Here is a 26,095-nt window from a genome sequence, read left to right as displayed (position 1 = left end):
AGATGCAGTTTTTATGGGCGTTTATTATTGGCGGATTGATTTGCGTCATTGGGCAAATTATGATGGACGTTATTAAACTGACGCCGGCGCATACGATGAGTACGCTGGTGGTTGCAGGGGCCATCGCGGACGGCTTCGGATTGTACGAGCCGCTGGTGAAATTCGCGGGAGCGGGAGCCTCCGTGCCGATCACGAGTTTTGGCAACTCGCTTGTGCACGGCGCGTTGACGGAGCTGGGGAGGGACGGCTGGATCGGGGTCGTGACGGGGATATTCGAAGTAACCAGCGCGGGGATATCCTCGGCGATCATTTTCTCCTTCCTGGCAGCGCTGTTCGTTCGTCCGAAGGGATAACACCCTTGAACATCCAGAAGCAAAAGATCTCGGCTTTATGCCGGGGTCTTTTTTTTCTGCCTAATGGGCCTGTAAGAAGGAGAACAACCAAAATATCTCTACGAATGTACTCCGGGACTTCGATCATGTACAATAGTACTAAATTAAGTATTTATTCCCTTACAGGAGGTTAGTCATACATGCCCGTAAGCCAAGAATCCATGAAAATCATTACCTCGGTACGAACCAATCTGGAGTCGTGCCTGCTAGGCAAAGAATTTGAGATCCAATTGCTCCTTACGGCGCTGCTCGCTGGCGGACATGTACTGATCGAAGATGTGCCCGGCACGGGAAAGACCCAACTGATCAAAGCACTAGCGAAATCCATGCAGGGGGATTACCGCCGCATTCAATGCAACCCGGATATCCTCCCGAGTGATATAACAGGCGTTTCCGTTTTCCACCCTCGAGACGAGATGTTTTACTTCCGACCAGGTCCGGTCATGACCAATATTTTGCTGGCGGACGAAATCAACCGGGCCACAACCAAAACGCAGTCGGCCCTGCTGGAAGTGATGGAGGAGCGCAGCGTAACGGTGGACGGGGCTACCCACGAACTCCCGCATCCTTTCATGCTGTGCGCGACCCAGAACCCGATTGATTTTGAAGGCACCTATATGCTTCCGGAAGCGCAGCTGGACCGGTTCATGCTGAAGCTGAGCCTGGGTTACCCTGATGCCGCTACGGAGAAGCAGCTGATGTACCGTTCGCGCGACGGGCAGCTGTCGGACAAGCTTCAGCCTGTGACGCATATGGATAAGATTTCATCCATTCAGCGCGAGATTCGCGAGGTATTCATCGGCGAGCCCGTTGCCGATTACCTGCTGAATATCACCCGTTCGACCCGTGAGCACCCTTCCGTTATGCTCGGCGCAAGTCCACGGGCCACCCTGTCCTTCATGAATGCGGTTAAAGCCTATGCCTTCCTGCAAGAGCGGGATTACGTTCTGCCAGATGACGTGAAGACGCTTGCTCCCTACGTACTTTCGCACCGGATCATGCTGCGTCCGGAAGCCAGGCTCGACAATGCGAGTCCGGAGTCGGTGCTTGAGTTTATACTCCGTCAGGTTAAAGTGCCTGTTCAGATGGGGAGATAGGCATGCGCCGCGCGGTTTCGTTATTTTTGAATGGCATGCAGCCGTCCAGACTGGCAGCGGTATTGGCGGTATGGTGCCTATGTCTTTTGTATGTTTTATTCCAGGGAGGGAAAACCTCGCTCATGCTCTTCTCCATGGTCAGCCTCCTGACGGTCTATCTGATCGGCGCGGGTTTTGGCGGGGTCAATCGCGTCAAAGCGCACCGGGTCGTCCTTGGGGGAACGGAGCGCGGTGGAGAACAGCTTCATGCCGGCGAGCAGGTGCGCGTTAAGCTCGAGGTCCATGTCCCGGGGCTGCTGCCGATGCCCTATATGATCGTGCGCGAAGTGCTGCAGAGGCATAACGGAGACTCCTGGTCCTTTGAAGACAGCGTCATTCCGAACCTCCGGGGGGCAGGCAAACTTGTATTCCAGACGCCTCCGCTCGAACGCGGGCGATATGTTTTTTCCAAGACGGAATGCATAAGCGAAGATATCTTCGGATTGATGGAGCATAAGGGACGCATCGAGGTTCAAACGGATTTCCGCGTTCTGCCGAGAACCATTTATATTCCAAAGTGGCAGCGGAACATTAGGAACTCCAGATTGGGCGGGACGCAAACCACGGTGTCGGCTTCAAGACGGGAAACCACGCAAATTAACGGCGTCCGCGATTATGTATATGGCGACCGGATCTCCCGGATTCACTGGAATGCAACGGCGAAGACCGGCTCGTGGAAATCGAAGGAATTCGAGCATGAGTCCTTCCCCAGAACGATGATCGTTCTGGATTGCGCCGCCGACGGATACGACAATGCCCAGCAATTCGAGCTTGCCGTATCGGCAGCCGCTTCGCTGATCGAATACGGGGCCAAGGAGCATGCGGGGACGGGGCTGTTCACGGCTGCCCAGGAAACCCAAATGTTCGCTCCGGCCGATCACGCCGGGGAACGGATGCGCATGATTCAGCATTTGGTTGACGTGGATTATAACCGGAAGAGCAAGCTGATTGCGTCCCTTGAGAAATCCTATCGCCATTTTCCCAAAGGAGCCTTGTTCCTGCTGATCAGCCCGATGAGCGGCAAAGAGGCTTCTGAGATCATGCGCTGGGTGGAGACCAGAGGGATGAACCCTTGCTTCTTGCAAATCGCTCCTTCCAAAGAAACAGCAAAACGCGATGAATCGATTTCGCTCCTGCAATCCCGGGGGATCTCAAGTTATTCGGTTGCTTCCCTCGATGAGCTTCCGGCTGCGCTTGGAGGTGGTGCATGATGAAGTTATGGCTGGACAAACTATCGACGACCTTCTTCAGCACGTTAACGATGCTGTGGATCTGGATCATGGGGATGCAGTGGGTATCCTTCACGGAAACGATATGGCTGTCGGAAACGACCGCCATCGTTATCGCGGCTCTAACGATTACGGCGGTTACCGAAGCGCTGCTGCCGATCAAGCAGGGTTACCGAGTGGTTCTCCAGTTTCTATTGATCCTGTATTGCGTATACAGTTTGCTGAAAACTTCCGGCAATCCGGTTCCTGTCTTCGGAGCGGAAAGTTTCCTGACCGAAGAACTCCTGTATCTCTTTCCTTATTTATGGTTTGCTATCGCTGCTTGGGCCATGTTCCTCTTTCTTGCCCGCTGGGCCAAAACCAAGGGACGCGTCCTTCTTGTAGTCGGGATCCACGTCATTAGTTTTGCCATTTTGGATTCCTTCACGAAAATCGTGCTGTGGGACGAGATTGCTTGGGTCGTCGGGGCCGGAATGGGCTGGCTCGTATCCAGCCACTTCAACCGGTTCCGCAGACGCTTTCCTCAAGGATGGGTCAATCTGTCGAAGTATCCGTTTAAGATTATCGCCAATATTCTGGTCATTTTCTCATTGATTATCGTGGCCGGCGTGAACATGCCCCACGTGAAGCCGACACTGACCGATCCTTATACGGCATGGAGAGAGTGGAACGGGGTACCGTTATCCGGCGTCGGCACATCGGGGACCGGAACCCTTATCGAGTCGGCGTCCGAAAGCATGTCCGGTTACGGAAGAGAGGATAACGATCTTGGCGGCGGTTTTAATTTTGATTATTCGCCGGTGATGTCGATCACCTCGGAAGAACGCAGCTATTGGCGCGGCGAAACCAGAGCCGTGTACTCGGGCACGGGCTGGGCTGACGGAGCCAGCAGCGGTCGATCCGGGACGGGAGTCGACATCGGCGACTCCTTGCCGGGAGAAGCCGGCACATCCGTACCTACCAAAAAGCTGGAACAATCGGTAACGATGCTGAGCGACACGGTGTATCCGGTCTTGTTCGGGGCCTACAGCGTTCGTCAGCTGGAAAGCCTGGATGAGGACATCGATCCGGACCGGCTCAGCTGGGTGACCGAAGGCGCGGAGATGCATTTGGACGACGTTCGCGATGCGGACTATCCGAAGAGTTATACCTTAACGTCGGAAGTTCCCGTCATCCCGATCGATGAGCTGAGCGCCAGAACTTATGATGAGCTGTATTCCGGCTCGTTCGACGAAGCCTACGTCCAGATGCCGAGAAATTTCCCGGACCGCGTATCGGATCTGGCCGAAGAAATTACGGCGGACGGAGACACGCCGTATGAGAAGGTTATGCTTTTGCAACAATATTTAACGAGCAACTATACCTATACCAACACCCCCGACCTTTCGCTCAAAAAAAGCGACGATTTCGTAGATGCCTTTTTGTTCGAAATCATGGAAGGGTATTGCGATTACTTCTCCACGTCCATGGTGATGATGACTCGGTCGCTGGATATCCCTGCTCGCTGGGTCAAGGGCTACGCCCCCGGCAGGATGACGGCTACGGAATACGTTCCGGTCGACGGTCAAACCTCGATCGAGCCTGATAACTATACCGTTACGAACGCTGACGCCCATTCCTGGGTTGAAGTATACTTCGGCGAGTACGGCTGGGTTCCGATCGAAGCGACTCCGGGATTCAGCATGCCGATTCTGACGGCAGACACCGAGGCTGAGCCCGTCATCGAGGAGGAAGTCGAAGAGGAAGAGAAGGCCGAGGACGAGGCAGCTCCTGCCCCGACTTCTGATAATCCATCATCCGGATGGGTTAAAGTCATAGTAACGGCTGCGGTGGTTGTCATCGTGCTGTGGATTCTGTATATCATGTGGAGAATGCGCATCAGCCTGCGCTTCGCCGGGGCACGGATTCGGGCAGGCAAGCCGCTGACGGCAGCGGATAAGGTGATTGCCGAGACGGAACGCTGGATCCGTTCCGTGCAGCGCAAGGGGTTGGTAAGGCAAGAACATGAAACGCTCCGTGAATCGGTTCGCCGCTGGGCATTTGCGCATCCTGAACTGGAAGCAGAGCTGAGACCGCTGCTGCAGCAGTTCGAGGCTGCCCGTTACAGCCCTGCGGAAGTGAAGGAAGAGCAGTGGCGCTCGGTCCAACAGGATGCCGAGAAGCTGAAGAAGTCCATCAAGAAGGTCCGCATTGTGCCGGACAAACGTCTATCAACGTAATCCAAGAAGACAGACCGCGTCACAAGTGGTTGTTCTTGCGATATCAGGATAGCTTGATATGAATACGTTCTGATATCGGTCATTTCAAGACCGCCCGGTCCGCTTCGACGGCTGCCGGGTGGTCTTTTGCTGGTAAAGATTGCAATCCGGAAAAAAGGAAGGCGCCGGCCGTGATTATTTTTACTAAGGAACCGGAATATGGTATAGTTTTTCGTATGAAATTGAGGTGACGAATTTGTTTGAAATGTTAATCCCAAAGCTCCGTGTCAACACGGTTTTTGATATTAACCTGGAGGAATTATATGAGCAGGGGTATCGTGGAATCATTACCGATTTGGACAATACCCTTGTTGGGGCCAAGGCGCCGCTTGCCACGCCGGAATTGGTCGTTTGGTTCAAAAGAGTGAAGGAGATCGGTTTCCAGCTCATCATCGTCTCGAATAATCAGCTCGAGCGCGTATCTAAATTCGCGACGCCGCTGGACATCCAGTATGTGCATGAAGCCCGCAAGCCAAGCAATACTCCGTTTCGCAAAGCGATGAACATGATGGAGCTCACTCCGGAGAAAACGGTTGTTGTCGGCGACCAGATGCTGACCGACGTATACGGCGGGAATCGGCTCGGCTTGTATACGGTTCTGGTTATGCCCATCGCCATCAACGATGAAGGATGGTTTACCCGCCTCGTCAATCGTCGGGTGGAACGCATCGCCTTGACCCGTTTGCGCAAAAAAGGATTATGGATGGAGGAGGAACCGAAATCATGACGTTGCCTACAGGCGGAGATGACATCAAGAAGTGCAGCGGCTGCGGCATACAGCTTCAGAGCGCTGCGCAGGACAAGCCGGGCTATTTGCCGGAGAAGGCTTGGGACCGCGACCCGGTGATTTGCCAGCGCTGTTTCCGTATCAAGAATTACAACGAGGCTTCTTCGGTCGCCGTAGACCAGGATGAATTTTTACGGCTGCTCGGACAGATCGGCGGCAAGAATGCGCTGGTCATTCACATCGTGGATCTTTTCGATTTTGAAGGAAGCCTGATTTCAGGTCTGCAGCGGTTTGTCGGCAACAATCCGGTGATTCTGGCGGTTAACAAAACCGATCTTCTGCCGAAGGTGACCAATTGGAACAAGGTTCTGAATTGGGTGCAGAAGCAGTGCAAGGAGCATGGTCTGAGAACGGAAGACATCGTGCTCTGCAGCGCGAAGAAGAACCAAGGCTTTGAGCGGCTGCTGGAGACGGTTGCGCATTACAGGGGCGACCGGGATGTCTATGTAGTCGGCGCCACGAACGTGGGGAAATCCAGCTTGATCAATCGCCTGATCCGCGACTACAGCGATCTGGACCAGGAGCTGACTGTTTCCCGTTATCCCGGAACGACGCTCGATATGGTCAATATTCCGCTGGATGACGGCCGGTATATTATTGATACGCCCGGCATTGTGTACCCATGGCGCTACAGCGAGCTCGTGAGCCGTGAGGATTTGGGGACGGTCATGCCGGAGAATCCGCTGAAGCCGATGGTATATCAGCTGAACGAAGGGCAGACCCTCTTCTTCGGAGGTTTCGGCCGCTTTGATTTTCTGCAAGGGGAACATCAATCCTTTACTTGCTTCATCAGCGGCCGGCTCGGCATTCATCGGACCAAGCTGGAACGGGCGGATTCGCTATTTGCGGAGCATGCCGGGGAGCTGCTGTCCCCGCCGACCAAGGAACGGCTTGAAGAGCTTCCGGAATGGACGAGACACGAAATTCGTATTCCTAAGGGTGCGCGCCAAGACGTGTTTATCTCGGGACTCGGCTGGATCAAGATCAACGGTGAGCAGGGAGCGCTTGTAGCGGTTCATGTACCTAAAGGTATCAAAGTCTTGTCGCGTCCATCCCTGATATAAGTGATATATCCCAATGGTAACCGTCCGGCTATCATGGGAGAGGCAGAGGAGAAATGAAAGTGAATCCAATGAACGAGCGTGATTATTTGCTCCTTGGCGTAATGGGGGATCCGATCGGCCACTCGAAATCGCCGGCCATGCATGATGCGGCGATCAACGCCCTAGGTTTGTCAGGAGCGTACGTCCCCCTTCATATTCGTCCGCATGGCCTGGGCGACGCCATCCAGGCCGTCAAAGCACTGGGATTTCGAGGGGTGAACGTAACGATCCCGCACAAGGTGGAAGTCATGAAGTATTTGGACGTCGTCGATGAAGGGGCGCAGCGCATCGGTGCCGTGAACACCATCGTCAATGACAACGGCAAATTGACGGGTTACAATACGGACGGCATCGGATATGTTCGTTCATTAAAGGATGAAGCCTGTCCCGACCTGAAGGGAAAGCGCATCGTTGTCATTGGTGCGGGCGGAGCCGCAAGAGGCATCATCTATGCCCTCATCGGCGAAGGGCCCGAGAAGATATCCATTGTAAATCGGACGTCCGCCAAAGCATTGGCGCTTGCCGAGGAGTGGGGCTCGCTTGCGGACTTGAGAGGGTACGGAGAGGAACAGGCCGGAGAGGCGTTGTCGGATGCCGATGTAATCATTAACACGACCTCGGTGGGCATGTTTCCCCGGGTTTCGGAGCTTCCCATTCCGTCGGAGTCCATACGTGAAGGGACCGTTGTCAGCGATTTGATCTACAATCCGTTGAAGACCGAGCTGCTGCGGCAAGGGGAGCTTCGGCGATGCACCATACACGGCGGGCTTGGAATGTTCATTAATCAAGGTGCCTATGCATTCGAATATTGGACGGGTCTGACGGCACCCGTGCAGGCCATGAAGGAAGCCGTTCTGACCAGCTTCCACTCGGAGTCTTAATATCTTTGTTTATTGATTAATGCTTATGCAAAAGCTACAATATAGCTTTCGACAAGCGCCAGGTTTTAATAATTGAATGTTTAAGGAGTAATGACCAAGCATGTTAACAGGAAAGCAAAAACGACATTTACGCTCGCTCGCCCATCATCTGGATCCGCTGTTCCAGGTAGGCAAGGGAGGCAGCAACGAGCATCTGATCCGTCACATTTCCGAGGCGATCGAGAAGCGGGAACTCATGAAGGTATCCGTGCTCAACAACTGTCTTGAAGACCCGCGCGAAATCGCCCAGGAGCTTGCTGAAGGAGCCGGAGCCGAGCTGGTGCAGGTCATCGGCAAAACGATCGTGCTTTATAAAGAATCGAAAGACCACAAAACCATCGAACTGCCGTAGGGGGACCGGACGGCTCCAGCTTAGCGGATATTAATAACTCTCTAATTAGGGGAGGTGAACCCGGATGAAGGTGGGGATAATGGGAGGAACCTTCGATCCCATTCATATCGGGCATATGCTCGCAGCCGAATGCGCGCGGGACGCTTACGATCTGGAAGAGGTGTGGTTTATGCCAAGCCACATCCCGCCGCATAAGGAAGATGCCGGCGTAACGGGCCTGATGAGGCTGGAGATGACCGCTGAAGCCATAGCCGGTCATTCGTCTTTTCGCACGTTGGATTGGGAAGTGAAACGCGGCGGCGTCTCCTACACGGTAGATACGGTCAGAGAGCTGCGCGATGCGTACCCCGAGCATGACTTCTACTTCATTATCGGTGCGGATATGGTTGCGTATCTTCCCAAGTGGAACCGGATCGGCGAACTGGCGGAAATGCTGACTTTTATCGGGCTTAACCGTCCCGGAACCGAACTATCGGTGGATGATCTGCCTGATTTTCTGCAAAAGGCGGTTGTCACGGCCGAGATGCCGCTGATCGAAATCTCCTCCACCATCATTCGGAGCCGGGCGGCATCAGGTTCGTCCATCCGTTATATGGTGCCGGACCGAGTATACGATTATATTGTTAGGAGCGGTATTTATGGACTACAGCCGTGATGAGCTCATAGAAGCCGTATCCTCCCAGATGCCGGCCAAGCGCTGGGAGCATACCAAAGGCGTCATGGAAACCGCGGTCATCCTTGCCGGCAGGTTCGGAGCCGACCCGGTTAAGGCGGACTTGGCCGCCATCCTGCATGACGTGGCTAAATACTGGCCCGTGCAGAAGCTTCATCAGATGATGGTGGAGCATAAGCTCTCCGACGAGCTGCTCCATTATGACAAACAGCTTTGGCATGCTGAAGTCGGGGCATTCGTAGCGGAACACGAATATGGCGTAACGGATGCCGAAGTGCTTGACGCCATTCGGTACCATACGTCGGGGCGCATCGGCATGACGCTCCTTGACAAGGTGGTCTGCCTGGCGGATTATATGGAACCGGGGCGGGATTTCCCCGGCGTGAATAATATTCGCGAACTGGCCAACCATAGCCTTGAAGAGGCGCTTGCAGCCGGTTTTGATTCGACGATTGGATATCTGCTCTCGCGCAGACAAATCATTTTTCCGTTGACGGTGCTTGCCCGCAACGATCTAATTAAGCAATTGGAGGCGAATTCATGACGTTGAAACCGAATGAATTGTTAAATGTGGCAGTAGCTGCCGCTGAAGATAAAAAAGCGATGGATATCGTGGTCCTGGATCTCAGAGGGATTTCCCTGATCGCCGACTATTTTGTCATTTGCCACGGTAACTCGGATACCCAGGTTCAAGCGATCGCAACCGAGGTCCGCAAACGGGCTCATGACGAGGGCGTGGCATTGCGCGGACTGGAAGGAATGGATGCTGCCCGTTGGGTGCTGATGGACCTTGGCGACGTGATCGTTCATATTTTTCACCGCGATGAGCGGGAATACTACAACATCGAGCGTCTGTGGTCGGATGCCAAAGTGGTGGAGAACGTATGAGTCTGATTGCCGGCACATTAACGAAACTCGTTGTATCCAGGGAAGTGTCCCCTTACGGTTATTTTCTGGATGGCGGAGATCGGGATGTGCTTCTTCACTATTCGGAGCTTACGGGTAAAATCGAGCCGGGGGATACGATAGAAGTCTTTATATTCTTCGATACGGAAGACCGCCTGGCTGCAACGATGAAGAAGCCGTACCTAACGCTGGGCGAAACGGCGAAGCTTGAAGTGGCCGACGTCCATCCGCGCCTCGGCTGTTTCCTTGAGATGGGACTTGGCAGGCAGCTGCTGCTTCCGATCCGGGAATTGCCGGAGCTGCGGGAGCTTCACCCGCAAGTGGGAGACCACGTGTTTGTGATCATGGAGCATGATAAGCAAGGCCGGCTGCGAGCGAAACTCGCCGGGGAACAAGAGCTAGCTCCGCTTGCGTTCCATGCGCCGGATTCGTGGAAAGGCCAATGGTTTACTGCCCTGGTGTATAAACCGCTCCAGATGGGCACGTTTGTCATCATCGACGGCGGCGTGGTCGGCTTCGGCGCGATCGGCATGATCCATTCCTCGGAACGGACGCGGATGCTGCGTCTTGGCGAAGAGGTAAAGGTTCGGGTCAGCCATATCCGGGAGGATGGCAGGGTCAATCTGTCCATGGTTCCGCAAAAAGAGATCGGACGGACCGATGATGCAGACCGGCTGCTGGCTTTTCTGAAGGAGCGTCCCGGCCATGCGATGCCGTATTCGGATGAAACGCCGCCCGACATCATCAAGCAGCGTTTCGGCATCAGCAAATCCGCCTTTAAACGCGCCCTTGGCAAGCTGATGAAGGAAGGCCAGGTTACGCAGAAGGACAGCTGGACGTATATGGTCAAAAAAGAGGAGAACTCCGGTTCAAACGAATAACCCGGCAACGCAGGGGAAGCTTCTAAGAAAGTGGTGTCATCATGTTGTCTTACCGCAAGTTTGCTTACGTATATGATCAACTCATGGAAGACATGCCGTACCCGGACTGGATCCGCTTTGCGAGAACCGCCTGGGAGAAGCACGGAATGCCAAAAAGCGTCGTCGAGCTCGGATGCGGGACAGGCAGCATCACCATACCGCTCGTCAACTCCGGTTTTGAAGTAACGGGGATTGACCTGTCAGCGGATATGCTGTCGGTTGCAAGGCGCAAGCTGGAGGGCACGCCTCAGGGACATCGCTTGTTCCGGGAAGGGAGCGTCCGCTGGGTGCAGCAGGACATGCGTTCCTGGGAGCTGCCCGAGCAGGTGGATTCCGTCATTTCATTTTGTGATTGTGTGAACTACCTGCTGGAGGAGAAGGACATCCGCTCCGCTTTTGCAAGGACCTACAACGGTCTCAAGGAAGGCGGCACGTTCCTGTTTGACGTGCATCACCCCAATACGCTGCTGCGATACGACGAAGAGCAGCCATTTGTTCTGGATGAACGGGAAGTGTCCTATATATGGACATGCGACCTGGACGAACGCAGGATGGAGATTGAACACCATCTCTCCATTTTTGCACGGGATGACCAAGACCGAACGATCTACCGCCGCTTTGAAGAAACGCATGTCCAGCGGGGATACGACCCGGAATGGATGAAGGTTGAGCTGATTAAGGCCGGATTCCGGGACGTGAAATGCTATGCCGATTTTGAGTGGACGGAAGCGGGTCAGGATGCATCCAGGCTGTTCTACGTTGCCGTAAAATAAACGAATACCCTATGAGAAGGCACGCTTCTTCGTCTATTCAGGACGGAGGAGGTGCCTTTTTTGGTTATATAAGAGTGCCTAAACTTCGAGTCCGGGCCTCTTCGAAAATCGCTATGGATGCGACGGCTCATCGCGGTCTGTTCTCAAGGGAAACACGTCGATGGACACTGTGCTTGTATCAACGGGAGCTGCATTATATTCAAAGACATTTCTTTTCGGCTTTATTTGACTGTGGTTAAGGTTCATGGGAAGGGATATGGGTTTGCTTTCGGTACTGTGCTACGATGGGGGATAGATAGGATCATCAGATATGAGAACGCTATCTTTCGGGAGGCTTTTAACCATCCGGAACGCACTGAATGACATCATATGAGTTCAACGTTGGTCAAATGATGCATAAGCTAATAAATTTGGTCGAGAGAGGATGAATGATTATGAAACTGTCCGTATTTACGGTCGCCACCCCTGATTTACTGCCGGAGGAATTGGCCCAAGCGGCGGCGGATGCCGGTATCGAAGGGATCGAGTGGCGCTTCAAGGAGATTCCGGAAGAGGCTGCCGGAGAGAAGCCTTCCTTCTGGCGGCATAACCGCTGCTCCATTGATCCAAACGGCACGCAGGAAGATTGGCTCAGATTTAAGCAAGCAGCCGACAAGCATGGCCGGCGCAGTCTTGCGGTCGTTCCTTATCTGACCTGCGGCGACGTGGAAGCGACGGAGAAGGTCATGCAAGCGGCCAAGCTGGTCGGAGCCTCTTTCATTCGCGTTGGGATTCCGGGATATGACCGAACGCGCAATTACAACGAGCTGTACGACCAGGCGGTCCGTTACCTCCATGAGGTGCAGGATCTCGCTGCCGCTTACGGGGTTAAAGCCGTGGTGGAAACCCATCATCTTACGATCACTCCGAGCGCCGGACTGACGCACCGGCTCGTATCCCACTTCAATCCGCAGCATATCGGCGTGCTGTATGATCCGGGCAACATGGTCCATGAAGGTTACGAGAACTACCGGATGGGCTTGGAGCTTCTCGGTCCCTACCTGGCTCATGTCCATGTGAAGAACGGGGGATATCGAAAAACGCCTTCGAAGGATGGAAGCTCGGCATCCTGGTCCGGAGAATGGGTCTCGCTTGACCAAGGGGCCGTCCCATGGAAGCAGGTCATACAGGATTTGCAGTCGGTCGGCTATGAAGGTTACTACGGAATCGAGGATTTTAGCGGGACGTTTGAATCCAGGGAGATGCTGCTTCGTTTTGCCGAGCAGATGAACATGTGGGCAGACCATAAACAAAGCGTATAGGACACTTATGAAGGAGGCGATAGATATGGAACAGGTAAGAGTAGGGGTTATCGGACTGGGGATGGGTTTTTCGCATGCCAAATCGCTTGCCGCTGGGCGGATTGCGGGGGCGCGGCTTATCGCCATATGCGACCTCAACCCGGCCAAGCAGGAAGAAGCGAGGGCTACGCTCCCTTCGGACGTGAAAATTTGGAGTGACACGGACGCTATGATCTCTTCGGGAGAGATCGATGCGGTGATTATCGCAACGCCCCATTATGCCCATCCTCAAGTGGCCATCGCGTGCCTGAACAAAGGACTCCACGTCCTGATTGAGAAGCCGGCGGGCGTGTATACGAAGCAGGTGCGGGAAATGAACCGCGCGGCCGAAGCCAGCGGCAAAGTGTTCTCGATCATGTACAATCAGCGCTGCAATCCGCTGTATAAAAAGCTTAGAGAGCTCATCGCGGCCGGCGAGCTCGGCGAAGTGCGGCGAATGAATTGGATCGTCACGAATTGGTACCGCTCACAGAGTTATTACGATTCAGGCGGATGGCGCGCGACTTGGGCGGGAGAAGGCGGAGGCGTCCTGATTAACCAATCTCCGCACCAGCTGGATCTGTGGCAGTGGACAACCGGCATGATGCCGAAAAGAATCCGCGCATTTTGTTCGTTCGGCAAGTACCGGAACATTGAAGTGGAAGACGATGTGACGGCTTATGCGGAATACGAGAACGGCGCCACGGCCGTCTTCATTACGACAACGGGGGAAGCGCCGGGCACGAATCGGTATGAAGTGACGGGAGACCGCGGTAAAATCGTCATCGAGGACGGCAAGCTTACCTTCTGGCGTCTCCGGGTGCCTGAACCGGAGTTCAATCAGCAGTATACCGGGGGCTTCGGCGAACCGGAATGCTGGAAATGCGAGGTGCCGATTTCGGGGGACAATCCGCAGCATAACGGCATCATCCAGAACTTTGCGGACGCCATTTTGCACGGAACGCCATTGATTGCGCCGGGCGAAGAGGGAATCCACGGATTGACCCTGTCCAATGCCATGCATTTGTCCACCTGGACCGACAATTGGGTCGACCTGCCGTTGGACGAAGATCTGTATTACGAGATGCTGCAAGAACGGATAGCGAATTCGTCCACCCGGAAAACGGTCAAGGAGATCGGGCCGGTGGATATGAGCAAGACGTTTGGCGCTTATTAAATTACAATCGGGGAGGCTCTTGGTATGGACCGCAGCAATGGAATGCTCTATGCGCCGGTGGGCAAGGCCCAGCCGGTGTGCAAGCCCGGAGAATTTATTTTTGCAGCCATGTCGCTGGAGCATGGCCATATATACGGCATGTGCAACGGCTTGATTGAGGCCGGGGCGACGCTGAAGTGGGTGTATGACTCAGACCCCGCCAAGGTTGCTGCTTTTTGCAAGGCATACCCGGAGGTTGCCGTGGCTTCCTCCGAGGCCCAGGTGCTGGAAGATACCGAAGTTCATCTGGTGGCGGCTGCCGCCATTCCTTCGGAGAGATGCGAGCTTGGCCTGAAGGTCATGTCGCACGGTAAGGATTATTTCACGGATAAAACGCCGTTCACCACGCTGGAGCAGGTGAACGCTGCACGCGCGAAAGCCGCGGAGACGGGCAAGAAATACATGGTCTATTACAGTGAACGGCTGCATGTGGAGAGTGCCGTCCATGCCGGGAAGCTGATTCAGGACGGGGCGATCGGGCGAGTGGTGCAAGTGATGGGAACCGGACCGCACCGTTTGAATGCGTCCTCCCGCCCGGACTGGTTTTTCCGTCATCAACAGTACGGGGGCATCCTGTGTGACATCGGCTCCCACCAGATCGAACAATTTTTGTTTTATGCGGGATGCCGCGATGCCAAGGTGCTCAGCAGCAAGGTGGGCAATTATGCGAATCCGGAATACCCCGAGCTGGAGGATTTCGGAGATGCAACGCTGGTGGGAGACAATGGAGCCACCAATTATTTCCGCGTCGATTGGCTGACGCCCGGAGGACTTGGCACTTGGGGAGATGGCAGAACCTTTATTCTGGGAACGGAAGGATACATCGAGCTTCGCAAATACATCGATATCGCAAGGCATCCGCAGGGGGATCATCTGTACTTGGTTAACGGTGAAGGAGAGTTTCATATGGAACTCCAGGGGAAAGTGGGCTATCCGTTTTTCGGGGAGCTTATCCTGGACTGCCTGGAACGCACGGAACATGCCATGTCCCAGGAGCATGCCTTCAAGGCCGGAGAATTGTGCGTGATTGCCCAAAATGAAGCCGTGCGTATTCCCTAAAATCATTTATAATAGAGAAAACCCCGTTACGTTGAGGGTTGGGGGTTAGACGACTCCAAAATCGCTAAAGGGGCGATTCTCTAAATGACCTCATCTGTCGATATGATGCCAGGCTTTGACCGCATGCAGCTTCAAGCGCCGTTCGATCTGACCTACTACAATGAACAGCCGCTGTCGGGAGGGCGGTTTCACTCGCATGCTTTTTATGAAATTTATTATTTCCATGAGGGACGCTGCACGTATTTGATCGGCGATTCCGTGTTCACCCTGAAACCGGGGGATCTGCTCCTGATGAACGGGCTTACGCTGCACTGTCCGAACGTTGAACCCGATTCCAGATATGTCAGGAGCATTTTGCATTTTGATCCGGCCTGGGTCTGCAGGGGGCTTTCGGAGACGGCCAAATCGATATTGCTGGACCCCTTCGAAACGCTGCGGAATCATCGCATGACGCTGACGGGGGAGAACCGGGAAGAATTCGAAGGGATGCTGGCCGATATACACCGCCTGTCGTCCTCCACGGCCGGCTTTCGCCAGGAGCGGATGACCCTTCGAATCCAGGAGATGATGTACGTCATCGCCGATTGGTGCCAGGCCGCCGTGCAGGATCACGACTCGATCTCGGAGAAGGAGCGGCATGTCCAGCATGTCGTCTCGTTTGTCGAGGAAAATTATATGCTGGATTTGACGCTGGAGGGAATCGCCCGCGACATGCATATCACGAAACACTACTTATCCTCCTTATTCAAGGAAGTGACCGGAACGACGGTGTTCAAATATGTGTATCACCGGCGGATCAACCAGGCCAAAATCATGCTTAGGCTCCACCCCCATCTGAGCATAACGGAGATCAGCCAGGCGTCCGGTTTCAAGCATTTGGCCCATTTCAGCCGGATGTTCAAGGCCATGGTCGGGACCACGCCGGAACATTACCGCAGAAGCGGAGAAGAGCTTTCGTTGACTTGACCGCGCTTTTTGGGTATAATAGCCACATTAAAACGGTAATATGAACGCGATGATGAGGATCAATCGTTCCAATTTCGATCATGCAGAGAGCCGGTGTCTGGTGAAAACCGGTTGACGATAGGGATGAACTCGCCTCGGAGCAATGGTGTTAACCCGGCCGTCGGAGGGCTGTATTCCGGCAGAATCGGCCGACGAAGCATCGTCGTCTTATCCGCGATAAGGATGCAAAGGGAGCGAAAGGCAAAGCATGCCTTTGGCTAACTAGGGTGGTACCACGGGAATCAAACCTCTCGTCCCTAGCGATCAACGCTATGGATGATGAGGTTTTTTTGTTTTTTTGGGCAATGGCGCAGGCCTTGCCTCTCGACTGTGAAGGAGGAGCAATGAAGTATGACGGACAATCAACCAACCGGCCACGGCTACCAGCCGCAGGCCATCGAACCGAAGTGGCAGCAATACTGGGATGAGAACAAAACCTTTAAAACGGAAGATTCCTCGTCCAAACCGAAATTTTACGCGCTGGATATGTTTCCGTACCCATCGGGCGCAGGCCTGCACGTAGGTCACCCGGAGGGATACACGGCAACGGACATCGTGTCCCGCTACAAGCGGATGCGCGGATACAACGTGCTTCATCCGATGGGATGGGACGCCTTCGGCCTGCCGGCAGAGCAGTATGCGATGGACACGGGCAAACATCCTCGGGAGTTCACCGTGCAGAATATCGATACGTTCCGCCGCCAGATCAAATCCCTCGGGTTCTCGTATGACTGGGACCGCGAGATCAGCACCACCGATCCGGAATATTACAAATGGACGCAGTGGATCTTTATCCAGCTCTACAAACGCGGCTTGGCCTATGTGGCCGAGGTTCCGGTGAACTGGTGCGAAGCGCTCGGCACCGTGCTGGCGAACGAGGAGGTCATCGACGGCAAGAGCGAACGCGGAGGCCATCCGGTCGTACGCAAGCCGATGCGCCAATGGATCCTGCGCATTACCGAATATGCGGATCGCCTGCTGGAGGATCTGGACGAGCTGGACTGGAGCGAAAGCTTGAAGGATATGCAGCGCAACTGGATCGGCAAATCCACGGGCGCCGAGGTCCGTTTTGACATCGAAGGGTATGATGGTCATCTGGAGGTGTTCACCACTCGTCCGGATACGCTGTTCGGGGCAAGCTACTGCGTCCTGGCACCGGAGCATGACCTCGTGGACAAAATTGCGACAGCCGATCAGCGCGAAGCGGTGAAGGCTTATCAGGATCAGGCAGCACGTAAAAGCGACCTGGAGCGGACGGATCTGGCCAAGGATAAAACCGGCGTATTCACGGGCGCGTATGCCGTCAATCCGGTAAACGGCGCCAAGGTACCGATCTGGATCGCGGATTACGTGCTTGCCGGCTACGGCACCGGTGCCATTATGGCGGTTCCGGGACATGACAGCCGGGACTGGGAGTTTGCGAAGCAATTCGGTCTTCCGATCATTGAAGTCGTTCAAGGCGGAAACGTCGAGGAGGAAGCATATACCGGCACCGGCGCGCACGTGAATTCCGGCTTCCTGAACGGGCTGGATAATGAAGAGGCTATTCAGGCGATGAATGAATGGCTGGAGAAAGAGGGCAAGGGCAAGAAGAAGGTAACCTACCGTCTGCGCGACTGGCTGTTCAGCCGTCAACGCTATTGGGGCGAGCCGATTCCGATTCTGCATCTGGAAGACGGAACGATGAAGACCGTGCCGGAAGATCAGCTTCCATTGCTTCTGCCGGATGTAGACCAGATTAAACCGTCCGGAACCGGCGAATCGCCGCTGGCCAACGTGACGGAGTGGGTGGAGACGGTTGATCCCGAAACGGGCATGAAAGCCCGCCGCGAAACCAATACGATGCCGCAATGGGCCGGCAGCTGCTGGTACTACCTGCGTTACATCGATCCGGATAACCATAACGAACTGTGCTCCAAGGAGAAACAGAAGGAATGGCTGCCGGTTGACCTGTACATCGGCGGCGTGGAGCATGCTGTGCTGCACTTGCTGTATGCGCGCTTCTGGCACAAAGTATTGTATGACCTGGGCGTCGTCGATACGAAGGAGCCTTTCCAGAAGCTGGTCAATCAGGGCATGATCCTGGGGAACAACAATGAGAAAATGAGTAAATCCCGCGGCAACGTCATCAATCCGGACGATATCGTGAACGAGTATGGCGCTGACACGCTGCGCGTATACGAAATGTTCATGGGGCCGCTGGAAGCGACGAAGCCATGGAACACCAACGGCGTTGAAGGAACGCACCGCTTCCTTTCCCGCGTATGGCGTCTGTTCATCGGAGACGACGGTCAATTGAATCCTAAAATCGTGGATGGCGAGGGTACGGACGAATTCAAACGCACGCTGCACAAAACGATTAAGAAAGTGACCGACGACTTTGAGCATCTGCGCTTTAACACAGCGATCAGCCAGTTGATGATATTCATCAACGAGGGGTACAAGAGCGAAGTGCTTCCTCGCAAGGCGATGGAGAACTTCGTCCAACTGCTTTCCCCGCTTGCCCCTCACCTGGCTGAAGAGCTGTGGAGCCGTTTAGGCTACACGGAGAGCGTAACTTACGTGCCATGGCCTGAGTTTGACGAGGCTTGGACCGTAGAGGCAGAAGTCGAGATCGTGGTGCAAGTCAACGGCAAAATCGTGGAACGCGCCAAAATCGCGAAAGACATGGACCAAGAAGCCATGCAACAACATAGCCTCTCCCTTCCAAATGTCAAGCAGGCGCTGGAAGGCAAGAGTATTCGCAAAATCATTGCCGTACCGGGTAAACTGGTCAATATCGTGGCCGGTTAATCGTAAAACCGAAGGCAGCATCCAGTTTGGCCAAATCCTCCTCATACTTGTCGTGTGTGGTTTGGATCAATTGGTAGAACAACCCGTTCAGGTTCGATTCCAGCAGTGCCAGAGCCTGGGCCGTGATGCCTCCGGGAACCGCCACCCGCTTTTGCAGCTCTTCGGGGGAGAAGCCCTCCTCCGTTAGCAGCTTGCCGGTGCCAAGCAGCATTTCGCCGGCTAGTGCATTGAGGGACCTGCGGTCGATTCCGGTCATTTCAACGGCAGCGTCGATCCATTTTTCCATGAATAAACTTAAAAAAGCAGGCCCGCAGCTGGAGAAATCGGAAGTGATTCGCGTGTGCGATTCCAGTATATTGAGCGGCCTGCTGATATAAGACAGGAGGCTTTCTATAAGCTGCCTGTCTTCTTCTTTTATTCGGGAACCATACATGCATAACGATGCTCCGCCTCCGGTGATGTTAGTGATGCTCGGTATGATTTTCGCTACCTTGCAGGGCAGCGATGATTCCAGATGGATCAGTTGGACCGGACTTGTGATGGATATGGCGATTTGCCGGGCTTCGAGCCGATCCTTGATTTCGCCGATGACCGCTTTGAATTCCAACGGCTTGATACATAAAAATAGCAGGTCGCTTTGAGAAGCCGTCTCCGTGTTACAGCTGCATACCGTCAGACCGGGATGACGTTTTGCCAGCTGCAGCGGCTTTTCTGGGCTTCGGTTGCTGACCCGAATCTGCTCAGGCAGGAGTGCGCCCGATTGAATGAAGGCATCGATCAACAGACTACCCATGCTGCCCGTACCGATAAAACCGACCTTCATGTGTATGTTCCCTCCTTTCGCGCTTTACGGCAGAAATGTACCGTCCTTACGTCTAATGTATGCGGGGAAGATGCCGATTCATGACGGTTTTTCATGCGATTCCGGTGGGGAAGCCGAAGATTATTCCAGAGTTTGTACGAATTGAACTTTGAAGTTAAGGAGAGGTCTTGGATGAAACGGATATCTTTAGGTTGGAGTCTTGCCGCAACGCTTGCGGGCTGCGGACTCATCTTGTTTGCCGGCGGTACGGAACAGGGAATCGAGGGCTGGCAGCCGTTAAACGAACAGCTGGAGCAAGTCATGACCATGGAGGAGAGCGCCGGTGCGAAGGCGCTTGCTTCCGATTCCCGGGATAAGGATGCGGGAGGGGCTGCAGCACCTGCTGACGCTCGAAGGGATTCTGCTGATGCTGCAAAGACCGCTCAGGGTGGACAAGGCGAGCCCGCTACGAACGCGAAGGAACCGGTGCCAAGTCTGGACTCGGCTGCTGCGGCCGGGAACGGCCAAGGAGCGGAAGCCTCACCATCTTCAGCTTCTGATCAGGCAGCCGTTTCGCCGGCTTCATCCCCGCCGGAGGCTGTCGGTCAACCGGTCTCTGCCAATGAACCTCCAGCGCTGCCGCCGTCCATTCCGGATCCGTCCGGATTGATCAATGTGAATACGGCGGATGCAGCCACGCTGATGGAGCTGCCCGGCATTGGCGAGGCCAAGGCCAAGGCGATTATCGATTACCGGAATCAGTTCGGCCCGTTTCGAACTCAGGCCGACTTGATGAACGTAAAGGGCATCGGGCCCAAAATGCTGGAGAAGATGAAGCCTTACGTAGGACTTTAGCTATGTGCTACAATAAAGGAGATATTGACAAGGAACAGGTGACAGATGATGAGTGCAGATCAACGTAAAGATTGGGATACTTATTTCATGGATATTGCCTTTATGGTATCTACCCGTTCTCAATGCCCTCGGCGTCATGTGGGAGCGGTGCTGGTGCAGGGCAAGAAGCTGCTCGGGACGGCTTATAACGGCGCGCCGATGGGGGTGCCGGATTGCTCGGAAGCAGGTTGTATGATCGCGGAGGATTATGAATTGGTCGTGCAGGACGGCAAGGAAAGCATGGTGAAGAAGCAGCGCTGCATCCGCACGATTCATGCCGAGCAGAATCTGCTGCTGTTCACGGACCGGATCGACAGGGAGGGCAGTACGGTGTACGTGACAGACGAGCCTTGCTGGACCTGTGCGAACATGCTTGCCAACAGCGGCATTGTCGAGGTTGTGTTCCATCGTCCTTATCCCAAGGACTCCGGCAAGGTGTCCCGCATGATGGAACAGAAGGGGATTTCGTTTCGGCAGCTTGAAGCATACGAGCCGCCGCGCGAAACTTTGATGACGGTAGCGGAATAAATCATGCATTGACGATTGCGAATGATAGGAATAGAAAGTTATGGAGGAAGAACCTTTGACTGCGATTTGCAGGCAAGGGTTCTTTTTTTATTTCGTCAAGAAGGGGATACATTCAATGATGAAACGAAGGCCATTACTTGTGTTTACCGTGTTATGGGTGATCGGCAGCGGTGCTGCATGCCTATATGACGGATGGAAGCTCGCCGTGATTGCGGTCGGGCTAATTCTTCTATTATTAGCTGTATGCCAGTGGGTGGGCGCAGGGCGCCTGTTTACGATCTGCATGCTATTCTCATTGTGCGTATCGGGCTCGTACTGGGAATGGCATGATGCGGCGAATGTAAGTGATTTCGAGTCGGTCCTTGCAGCGGAAGAGTCGACTGAACCCATTCCTGTTACTGCGTTCGGGGTGATTTCTTCTCCTGTCGAGGTGGATGGCGACCGGGCTGATTTCCAGGTAACCTTGCAGCGGGCTGATCTGATTCAATCCAATCACCCGGTTGTGCAAAAACAAGCCGATCCGAATGACAGCATGATGCTGAATACAGACGATATCGTTATGGTCCAAGTAAAACTGCTGAATAAAACGGAGCTGGAGATTGTGAACCAATGGCAGCGCGGGGACCGCATACAGCTGAGCGGGGAAATGCAGAGGCCTGGAGTGGCCCGAAATTTTGGCGGGTTTGATTACCTTCAGTATTTGCGTACTCAGAAGATTCATTGGATCGTCAAAGTGAAGGGCTCGGACCAAGCGGTGATCGAACCGCCAGACAGCTGGAAATTAAGCCATGTTCTCAGATGGAATGATGCCCTTCGCGACAAGCTTGGAAGCAAGCTGGATCAATTGTACGGCGGCATCCATGCGGGGTATATGAAGGGACTCGTCATTGGCAATCAGGATGACTTGGATCCCGATACATTCATGGAGTTCTCGCGTTTGGGATTGACTCATATTCTTGCGATATCGGGCATGCATGTGGCCGTGGTTGTAGGATGCCTGCTATTCGTATGCACAACCCTTCGAATGACGAGGGAGGCCTCGCTGACTGTGGTGATGTGGCTGATTCCCGTATATGTCCTGCTGACCGGGGCGAGTCCTTCCATCGTGCGCGCGGGCATCATGGGAATGATCGGTTTGTATGCAGCGCGGCGGCGGCTTTTGAAGGATGGGCTGCATATCCTCAGCGTGGCCGCGCTTGCTATGTTGGTGTGGAATCCGTATTTTCTCGTGAACGTCAGCTTTCAGCTGTCCTTCATCGTGACGGCGGGTTTGATGATATTCGTGCCCAAGCTGATGCCGCTGCTGGCATTCTTGCCCCGCTGGCTCGGGGGAACCGTCGGCATAACGGTCGTGGCGCAGCTGATTTCCTTTCCGCTCACCATCTATTACTTCAACCAGGTCTCGCTTATTTCCGTTTTCGCCAATCTGATCCTCGTTCCGGTCATTAGCCTGGTCGTTCTGCCTTTAGGCATGGTGTCTCTGTTGATGGGATGGGTATGGATGCGCGGGGCGGGCTGGCTGGCCGCCGTGACCGAATGGTTAAACCATATCACGTTCCGGATCGTTGAATGGATGAATGGTTCCTCGGTTTTTATGACATTGTGGCCGTCCCCGTCGTTAGCCTGGATACTGTGTTATTTCGTTGTCCTGTATGCTTTGCTGTCCATCCTGAACAAGAGATTCAAGAATCCCGAGGGCGGGCAGAACGGTTCGAATGATACGGAGCCATTGGACGGACGCCCGCCATGGGGTGGTAGAGCAGACTTGTCCGGCGTGGACACGCTGCCGATCGTGGGTCGATTGGCCGGTGCTTTGCGATGGAGAGGCTTCCTTCGTGCCAGTCATCATATCGAACGGTATGCCCCGGGAGCTGCGATAGCCCTGCTGACCGGGATTTTGATTGTTCTGCTGTACAGCGGCTATCAGTCGCCGTCTACGCAAGGGGCGGGACTGGTGCAATTCCTGGATGTGGGACAGGGAGATTCGATATTGGTCACAACGCCTTCGGGCAAGCATGTTCTCATTGACGGTGGCGGGACGGTGAATTTTCGCAAGGAGAAGGATGCCTGGAAGGAAAGGAAAGCTCCGTACGAGGTAGGAGCGAAAGTGGTGGTGCCTTTGTTGAAAAAACGGGGCGTGCACCAGCTTGAAGCCGTCATCATGACCCACGGGGATCAGGACCACATAGGGGGACTCCTGGCTGTTTTGCAGGAAATCCCCGTGAAATCCGTCGTGTTTAACGGGACCTTGACCGAATCCGCTTCCTTCCGGAAGCTGATGTTATCCGCGGTTGAACAGCGCATTCCCGTATATCGGGCAGGAGCGGAATCCGAATGGAAACTTGACGGTCACACGGAGATCCGATTTTTATCCCCTCTTTTCCCAGAAAGTGGAGAAGTCATCAAAGCATTACCGTTGATTAAGGAGCAAAATCATGCTTCACTAGTATTTGTCCTTCAGATGAACGGGAGCCACGTCTTATTTACGGGGGATACGGATCAAGCAGCCGAACGGAAAATACTGCAGCACCTGGAGGGGCAATCCCAAGATGACGCAGCCTCACGGCTTGCTGCCGAAGACCGGATCGACGTCATGAAGGTGGCCCATCACGGAAGCAAGACATCCACATCCGCGCCATGGCTGAATGCATGGAAGCCGACGGCTGCGGTAATTTCTGCCGGCGTCAACAATATGTACGGTCACCCTCATCCGGACGTGGTCGGCCGGTTGGAACGTTTTCAATCCATCATCTATCAAACCAATCTTCATGGCGAAATCCAGATGAGGATCAAGAACGGGCATATTGAGACGCGAACGAAGATTCCATGAAGACGCCCGCTGTTCCTGGGACCGGGTTTCGTAGTATGATCTTTATAGGAAAATGCAGCGGATGACTATAATCTTTATATTTGGTATAGTTAGATGAAGTTTCCTGAAAAAATTAATAGGTTACATACTGCAACATTTTTTAATTCTATCCGTCTGTATGTATGCAGGGAGAGGGGGATCCACTGTGGTGGAGCAGGGACTCATAAGAGCCGCTCAATCGGGCGATCGCGACGCTCTAATCACCCTATTGCGAGAAATTGAGCAACATGTTTACCGAACTGCTTATTACATTTTAAACAATGAACAGGATGCCATGGATGCAGCCCAGGAAGCACTGATACGCGTATATACGAAGATCAACTCCTATGAGGAGAAAGCCCAGTTCAAGACTTGGGTCCAGCGGATCGTTACCAACATATGCATCGATAAATTCCGCAGAACGAAGCCGACGGTTTCCATCGATGAGCATGACATGGTGTTTCGGGATCATCTCGACGTGGAAAGGGAAGTGATGTCGGGCTATCTGGCCCAGGATATCCAGGAGGCCATTAACCAACTGCCGGATCATCATCGCACGGTCATTGTCTTAAGGTATTTGCAGGACCTGTCCTACAACGAAATCGCTGATTGTCTGAACCTTCCGCTCAATACGGTGAAATCCTATTTGTTCAGGGCCAGGCAGCAGCTGCAGAATATGCTCCAAGAGCATCAGAAAGGTGGTGTATCAGGATGAATTGCCAAGAGGTGGTGGAACGCATGCACCGCTATTTGGACCGGGACCTTACTTCCGATGAGACGGCCCAAATGTATCAGCATATTGCCTTGTGTCCCGAGTGTGCGGAGACCTTTAACATATTAAAGTCATTAAACAGAGAGCTTGAAGATCTTCCGGCCGTTACCCCGCCTGTCAGTCTGGTAGACGCTATCATGCCTAAACTGGATGCCATCGACCGTGATCGCGAGAGCCTTGTCGCACCTCCGGCCGTGAAAAGCCAGGAGCCTGCCGAAATGATGCCGGACATTCGGCGTCCGCGGCGTGCGGGCAGCTGGTGGAGCACGGTTGGCGGAAGAACGGCGATCGGGGCTGCCGCCGCTGTACTTATTCTCGGCGTCGCTATTTTTAATTATGAACCGAAGATGTTATCCGATGCGGAGATTCCGTATGAAGAGGCGAGCACGACCAGCGCGGGAGCGAATGAGGATTCGGCCGAGACGGAGATTCAGGATATGGTTCAGCCGTTTGCCGCCGATGGCGGCGCGGAGACTGGCGGTACGGCGAACGAGGGGAGCGATCCTTCCGCAGGTTTGCGGAGTTCGCCGCCGGAATCGTCGGAATCCGATCCGAATCCGGGCCCGAACGACGAATCCAAGGAGAAGACAGAGCCATCGGATGGGGCTAAAGACACCAGGGAAGATGCAGCAGTCCCCGATGCTCCGGTTCAGAAGAACAATGATGGGCAGCCTCAAGCGCCAGACCAACCTGCAACAAGCAGCAATGAGGTACCCAAAAAAAATGACGCAAGCCCTTCGAACCCTCCGGCCGACGAGCCTGGGCAGAACTCGGAGAGCATGAGCATCCAGACTTCGCCTAATGAAGCAATGGACGTCCAAACCGAGATGGTGCCGCCGATCAGCGACCCTGCCGGCGATGCAGGCGCTGGAAGCACGGAATCTTCCGACCGTTCCACCGGATCGTACCAAGGGCTGGCGATGGTGCCGGAACAATGGCCGTCCCCGGATGGTCTGTACAGAGCCTCCCTGGAGGCCGAATATCTGGTGATCTATCGCCTGCCGTCGGGAGACCAGACTTCAGCTGAAGCGGTCGAAACGGTCGAGAGGATTCCGCTTGGCGGAAGCTGGGTATCCGGTCAATGGTCCGAGGACGGCTTAACGTTCAAGTACAAGGTACAGACGAACAAAGAGCTGGTTGAATCCGTCTACTCCATAGAGAAGGCTCAGCCGCCGGCGTCTGCGGGGCAGAAGCAGCCTAAACCATAGAATTATACAGATATAAATACATTCGGCGCACCAATGCCGGGAGATATGAATACAATATATTAGAGAGAGCATTATACCAACTACCGTCGTATGACCGGCGGCGAGGTGTTTCTAGAGCATGCTTGCCGGCGTTTATATAGATGTGTTGGGACGAAGGGACCTTGCCGCTGCCTACAGCCGAGGTCTCTTTGTTTTCGCGTGG

24 protein-coding genes and 1 other annotated feature are annotated in these 26,095 nt (G+C 54.2%); of the genes, 23 read left to right on the top strand and 1 reads right to left on the bottom strand.

Going from position 1 to position 26,095, the window contains the following annotated elements:
* The first annotated feature begins 2 nt into the window (after positions 1-2).
* The 18 genes from spoVAE (at position 3) to leuS (ending at position 18,841) form a co-directional block, all read left to right on the top strand.
* Positions 3-353: a stage V sporulation protein AE gene (spoVAE, locus tag RB298_RS30220; RefSeq protein WP_015734153.1), complete on the top strand. Its 351-nt coding sequence runs from the start codon at positions 3-5 to the stop codon at positions 351-353.
* 179 nt (positions 354-532) lie between these two features.
* The gene (locus RB298_RS30215; protein ID WP_009592163.1) at positions 533-1,489 is read left to right on the top strand and encodes an AAA family ATPase; all 957 of its coding nucleotides are present in this window, start codon (positions 533-535) and stop codon (positions 1,487-1,489) included.
* A gap of 2 nt (positions 1,490-1,491) precedes the next feature.
* Entirely contained in the window at positions 1,492-2,739 is a 1,248-nt protein-coding gene (locus tag RB298_RS30210; RefSeq protein ID WP_192569252.1) for a DUF58 domain-containing protein, read from the top strand.
* The gene (locus RB298_RS30205; RefSeq protein WP_486050046.1) at positions 2,736-4,976 is read left to right on the top strand and encodes a transglutaminase TgpA family protein; all 2,241 of its coding nucleotides are present in this window, start codon (positions 2,736-2,738) and stop codon (positions 4,974-4,976) included. The genes RB298_RS30210 and RB298_RS30205 overlap by 4 nt, the downstream gene beginning before the upstream one ends.
* Before the next feature lie 235 nt (positions 4,977-5,211).
* Entirely contained in the window at positions 5,212-5,742 is a 531-nt protein-coding gene (locus RB298_RS30200) for a YqeG family HAD IIIA-type phosphatase (RefSeq protein WP_015734156.1), read from the top strand.
* Positions 5,739-6,866: a ribosome biogenesis GTPase YqeH gene (gene yqeH / locus RB298_RS30195; protein ID WP_119849350.1), complete on the top strand. Its 1,128-nt coding sequence runs from the start codon at positions 5,739-5,741 to the stop codon at positions 6,864-6,866. Before RB298_RS30200 ends, yqeH begins: the two co-directional genes overlap by 4 nt.
* Positions 6,867-6,919: 53 nt before the next feature.
* Positions 6,920-7,786, top strand: coding sequence for a shikimate dehydrogenase (locus RB298_RS30190; RefSeq protein ID WP_452519834.1), 867 nt, complete (start codon positions 6,920-6,922; stop codon positions 7,784-7,786).
* 100 nt (positions 7,787-7,886) lie between these two features.
* Positions 7,887-8,177, top strand: a complete 291-nt coding sequence (gene yhbY, locus RB298_RS30185; RefSeq protein WP_009592173.1) for a ribosome assembly RNA-binding protein YhbY — start codon at positions 7,887-7,889, stop codon at positions 8,175-8,177.
* Between the two features lie 64 nt (positions 8,178-8,241).
* Positions 8,242-8,832, top strand: a complete 591-nt coding sequence (gene nadD, locus RB298_RS30180; protein ID WP_486050043.1) for a nicotinate-nucleotide adenylyltransferase — start codon at positions 8,242-8,244, stop codon at positions 8,830-8,832.
* Positions 8,816-9,394, top strand: a complete 579-nt coding sequence (gene yqeK / locus RB298_RS30175; RefSeq protein ID WP_015734160.1) for a bis(5'-nucleosyl)-tetraphosphatase (symmetrical) YqeK — start codon at positions 8,816-8,818, stop codon at positions 9,392-9,394. Before nadD ends, yqeK begins: the two co-directional genes overlap by 17 nt.
* Positions 9,391-9,738, top strand: coding sequence for a ribosome silencing factor (gene rsfS / locus RB298_RS30170; RefSeq protein WP_009592160.1), 348 nt, complete (start codon positions 9,391-9,393; stop codon positions 9,736-9,738). Before yqeK ends, rsfS begins: the two co-directional genes overlap by 4 nt.
* Entirely contained in the window at positions 9,735-10,637 is a 903-nt protein-coding gene (locus RB298_RS30165) for a CvfB family protein (protein WP_486050040.1), read from the top strand. Before rsfS ends, RB298_RS30165 begins: the two co-directional genes overlap by 4 nt.
* A gap of 41 nt (positions 10,638-10,678) precedes the next feature.
* On the top strand, positions 10,679-11,449 hold the full coding sequence (locus RB298_RS30160; RefSeq protein ID WP_009589238.1) for a class I SAM-dependent DNA methyltransferase: 771 nt from the start codon (positions 10,679-10,681) through the stop codon (positions 11,447-11,449).
* A 434-nt stretch (positions 11,450-11,883) separates the two neighbouring features.
* Positions 11,884-12,750: a sugar phosphate isomerase/epimerase family protein gene (locus tag RB298_RS30155; protein WP_096773021.1), complete on the top strand. Its 867-nt coding sequence runs from the start codon at positions 11,884-11,886 to the stop codon at positions 12,748-12,750.
* A gap of 25 nt (positions 12,751-12,775) precedes the next feature.
* Entirely contained in the window at positions 12,776-13,945 is a 1,170-nt protein-coding gene (locus RB298_RS30150) for a Gfo/Idh/MocA family protein (protein ID WP_486050037.1), read from the top strand.
* Between the two features lie 24 nt (positions 13,946-13,969).
* Entirely contained in the window at positions 13,970-15,043 is a 1,074-nt protein-coding gene (locus RB298_RS30145; protein ID WP_096773022.1) for a Gfo/Idh/MocA family protein, read from the top strand.
* An 84-nt stretch (positions 15,044-15,127) separates the two neighbouring features.
* On the top strand, positions 15,128-16,009 hold the full coding sequence (locus tag RB298_RS30140; RefSeq protein ID WP_096773023.1) for an AraC family transcriptional regulator: 882 nt from the start codon (positions 15,128-15,130) through the stop codon (positions 16,007-16,009).
* A 40-nt stretch (positions 16,010-16,049) separates the two neighbouring features.
* Positions 16,050-16,310 (top strand) — a binding site (T-box leader).
* 89 nt (positions 16,311-16,399) lie between these two features.
* Positions 16,400-18,841 carry a leucine--tRNA ligase gene (leuS, locus tag RB298_RS30135; protein ID WP_096773024.1) on the top strand — a complete coding sequence of 814 codons (2,442 nt, stop codon included), beginning with the start codon at positions 16,400-16,402 and terminating at the stop codon, positions 18,839-18,841.
* Here the strand turns inward: leuS and comER are convergent.
* Complete coding sequence (gene comER / locus RB298_RS30130; protein ID WP_096773025.1) at positions 18,822-19,664, bottom strand: late competence protein ComER; 843 nt, start codon at positions 19,662-19,664, stop codon at positions 18,822-18,824. The two genes, leuS and comER, sit on opposite strands and share 20 nt — an antisense overlap.
* Positions 19,665-19,835: 171 nt before the next feature.
* Between comER and RB298_RS30125 the strand changes: the two genes are divergently transcribed.
* The 5 genes from RB298_RS30125 to RB298_RS30105 all read left to right on the top strand — a co-directional run bounded on the left by RB298_RS30125 (position 19,836) and on the right by RB298_RS30105 (position 25,893).
* Positions 19,836-20,498, top strand: coding sequence for a ComEA family DNA-binding protein (locus RB298_RS30125; RefSeq protein WP_192569245.1), 663 nt, complete (start codon positions 19,836-19,838; stop codon positions 20,496-20,498).
* A 48-nt stretch (positions 20,499-20,546) separates the two neighbouring features.
* Positions 20,547-21,065 (top strand): deoxycytidylate deaminase, encoded by a 519-nt coding sequence (locus tag RB298_RS30120; protein WP_009590851.1) that lies wholly within the window; start codon positions 20,547-20,549, stop codon positions 21,063-21,065.
* A gap of 115 nt (positions 21,066-21,180) precedes the next feature.
* Positions 21,181-23,895, top strand: a complete 2,715-nt coding sequence (locus RB298_RS30115; RefSeq protein WP_255250443.1) for a ComEC/Rec2 family competence protein — start codon at positions 21,181-21,183, stop codon at positions 23,893-23,895.
* A gap of 184 nt (positions 23,896-24,079) precedes the next feature.
* Positions 24,080-24,628, top strand: coding sequence for an RNA polymerase sigma factor (locus tag RB298_RS30110; protein ID WP_009590814.1), 549 nt, complete (start codon positions 24,080-24,082; stop codon positions 24,626-24,628).
* Positions 24,625-25,893 carry a zf-HC2 domain-containing protein gene (locus tag RB298_RS30105; RefSeq protein WP_096773027.1) on the top strand — a complete coding sequence of 423 codons (1,269 nt, stop codon included), beginning with the start codon at positions 24,625-24,627 and terminating at the stop codon, positions 25,891-25,893. The genes RB298_RS30110 and RB298_RS30105 overlap by 4 nt, the downstream gene beginning before the upstream one ends.
* Positions 25,894-26,095 lie beyond the last annotated feature (202 nt).

Origin of the sequence: Priestia sp. BR_2 (assembly GCF_041954005.1) — a bacterium.
In the GTDB taxonomy this organism is placed as follows: Bacteria; Bacillota; Bacilli; order Paenibacillales; family Paenibacillaceae; genus Paenibacillus_AQ; species Paenibacillus_AQ lautus_A.
The sequence above is the reverse complement of the archived record's forward strand: the minus strand, read 5'-3'. Positions and strand labels throughout refer to the sequence as shown.

What these genes read in the sequence shown, in the direction of transcription:
- RB298_RS30155 (WP_096773021.1), top strand. Translation starts at nt 11,884, where the DNA reads ATGAAACTGTCCGTATTTACGGTCGCCACCCCTGATTTACTGCCGGAG.
- RB298_RS30105 (WP_096773027.1), top strand. Translation starts at nt 24,625, where the DNA reads ATGAATTGCCAAGAGGTGGTGGAACGCATGCACCGCTATTTGGACCGG.
- RB298_RS30150 (WP_486050037.1), top strand. Translation starts at nt 12,776, where the DNA reads ATGGAACAGGTAAGAGTAGGGGTTATCGGACTGGGGATGGGTTTTTCG.
- RB298_RS30210 (WP_192569252.1), top strand. Translation starts at nt 1,492, where the DNA reads ATGCGCCGCGCGGTTTCGTTATTTTTGAATGGCATGCAGCCGTCCAGA.
- rsfS (WP_009592160.1), top strand. Translation starts at nt 9,391, where the DNA reads ATGACGTTGAAACCGAATGAATTGTTAAATGTGGCAGTAGCTGCCGCT.
- leuS (WP_096773024.1), top strand. Translation starts at nt 16,400, where the DNA reads ATGACGGACAATCAACCAACCGGCCACGGCTACCAGCCGCAGGCCATC.
- comER (WP_096773025.1), bottom strand. Translation starts at nt 19,664, where the DNA reads ATGAAGGTCGGTTTTATCGGTACGGGCAGCATGGGTAGTCTGTTGATC.
- RB298_RS30115 (WP_255250443.1), top strand. Translation starts at nt 21,181, where the DNA reads ATGATGAAACGAAGGCCATTACTTGTGTTTACCGTGTTATGGGTGATC.
- RB298_RS30140 (WP_096773023.1), top strand. Translation starts at nt 15,128, where the DNA reads ATGACCTCATCTGTCGATATGATGCCAGGCTTTGACCGCATGCAGCTT.
- RB298_RS30145 (WP_096773022.1), top strand. Translation starts at nt 13,970, where the DNA reads ATGGACCGCAGCAATGGAATGCTCTATGCGCCGGTGGGCAAGGCCCAG.
- spoVAE (WP_015734153.1), top strand. Translation starts at nt 3, where the DNA reads ATGCAGTTTTTATGGGCGTTTATTATTGGCGGATTGATTTGCGTCATT.
- RB298_RS30165 (WP_486050040.1), top strand. Translation starts at nt 9,735, where the DNA reads ATGAGTCTGATTGCCGGCACATTAACGAAACTCGTTGTATCCAGGGAA.
- RB298_RS30160 (WP_009589238.1), top strand. Translation starts at nt 10,679, where the DNA reads ATGTTGTCTTACCGCAAGTTTGCTTACGTATATGATCAACTCATGGAA.
- RB298_RS30120 (WP_009590851.1), top strand. Translation starts at nt 20,547, where the DNA reads ATGAGTGCAGATCAACGTAAAGATTGGGATACTTATTTCATGGATATT.
- RB298_RS30190 (WP_452519834.1), top strand. Translation starts at nt 6,920, where the DNA reads ATGAAAGTGAATCCAATGAACGAGCGTGATTATTTGCTCCTTGGCGTA.
- RB298_RS30125 (WP_192569245.1), top strand. Translation starts at nt 19,836, where the DNA reads ATGAAACGGATATCTTTAGGTTGGAGTCTTGCCGCAACGCTTGCGGGC.
- RB298_RS30205 (WP_486050046.1), top strand. Translation starts at nt 2,736, where the DNA reads ATGATGAAGTTATGGCTGGACAAACTATCGACGACCTTCTTCAGCACG.
- RB298_RS30215 (WP_009592163.1), top strand. Translation starts at nt 533, where the DNA reads ATGCCCGTAAGCCAAGAATCCATGAAAATCATTACCTCGGTACGAACC.
- yqeK (WP_015734160.1), top strand. Translation starts at nt 8,816, where the DNA reads ATGGACTACAGCCGTGATGAGCTCATAGAAGCCGTATCCTCCCAGATG.
- yqeH (WP_119849350.1), top strand. Translation starts at nt 5,739, where the DNA reads ATGACGTTGCCTACAGGCGGAGATGACATCAAGAAGTGCAGCGGCTGC.
- yhbY (WP_009592173.1), top strand. Translation starts at nt 7,887, where the DNA reads ATGTTAACAGGAAAGCAAAAACGACATTTACGCTCGCTCGCCCATCAT.
- nadD (WP_486050043.1), top strand. Translation starts at nt 8,242, where the DNA reads ATGAAGGTGGGGATAATGGGAGGAACCTTCGATCCCATTCATATCGGG.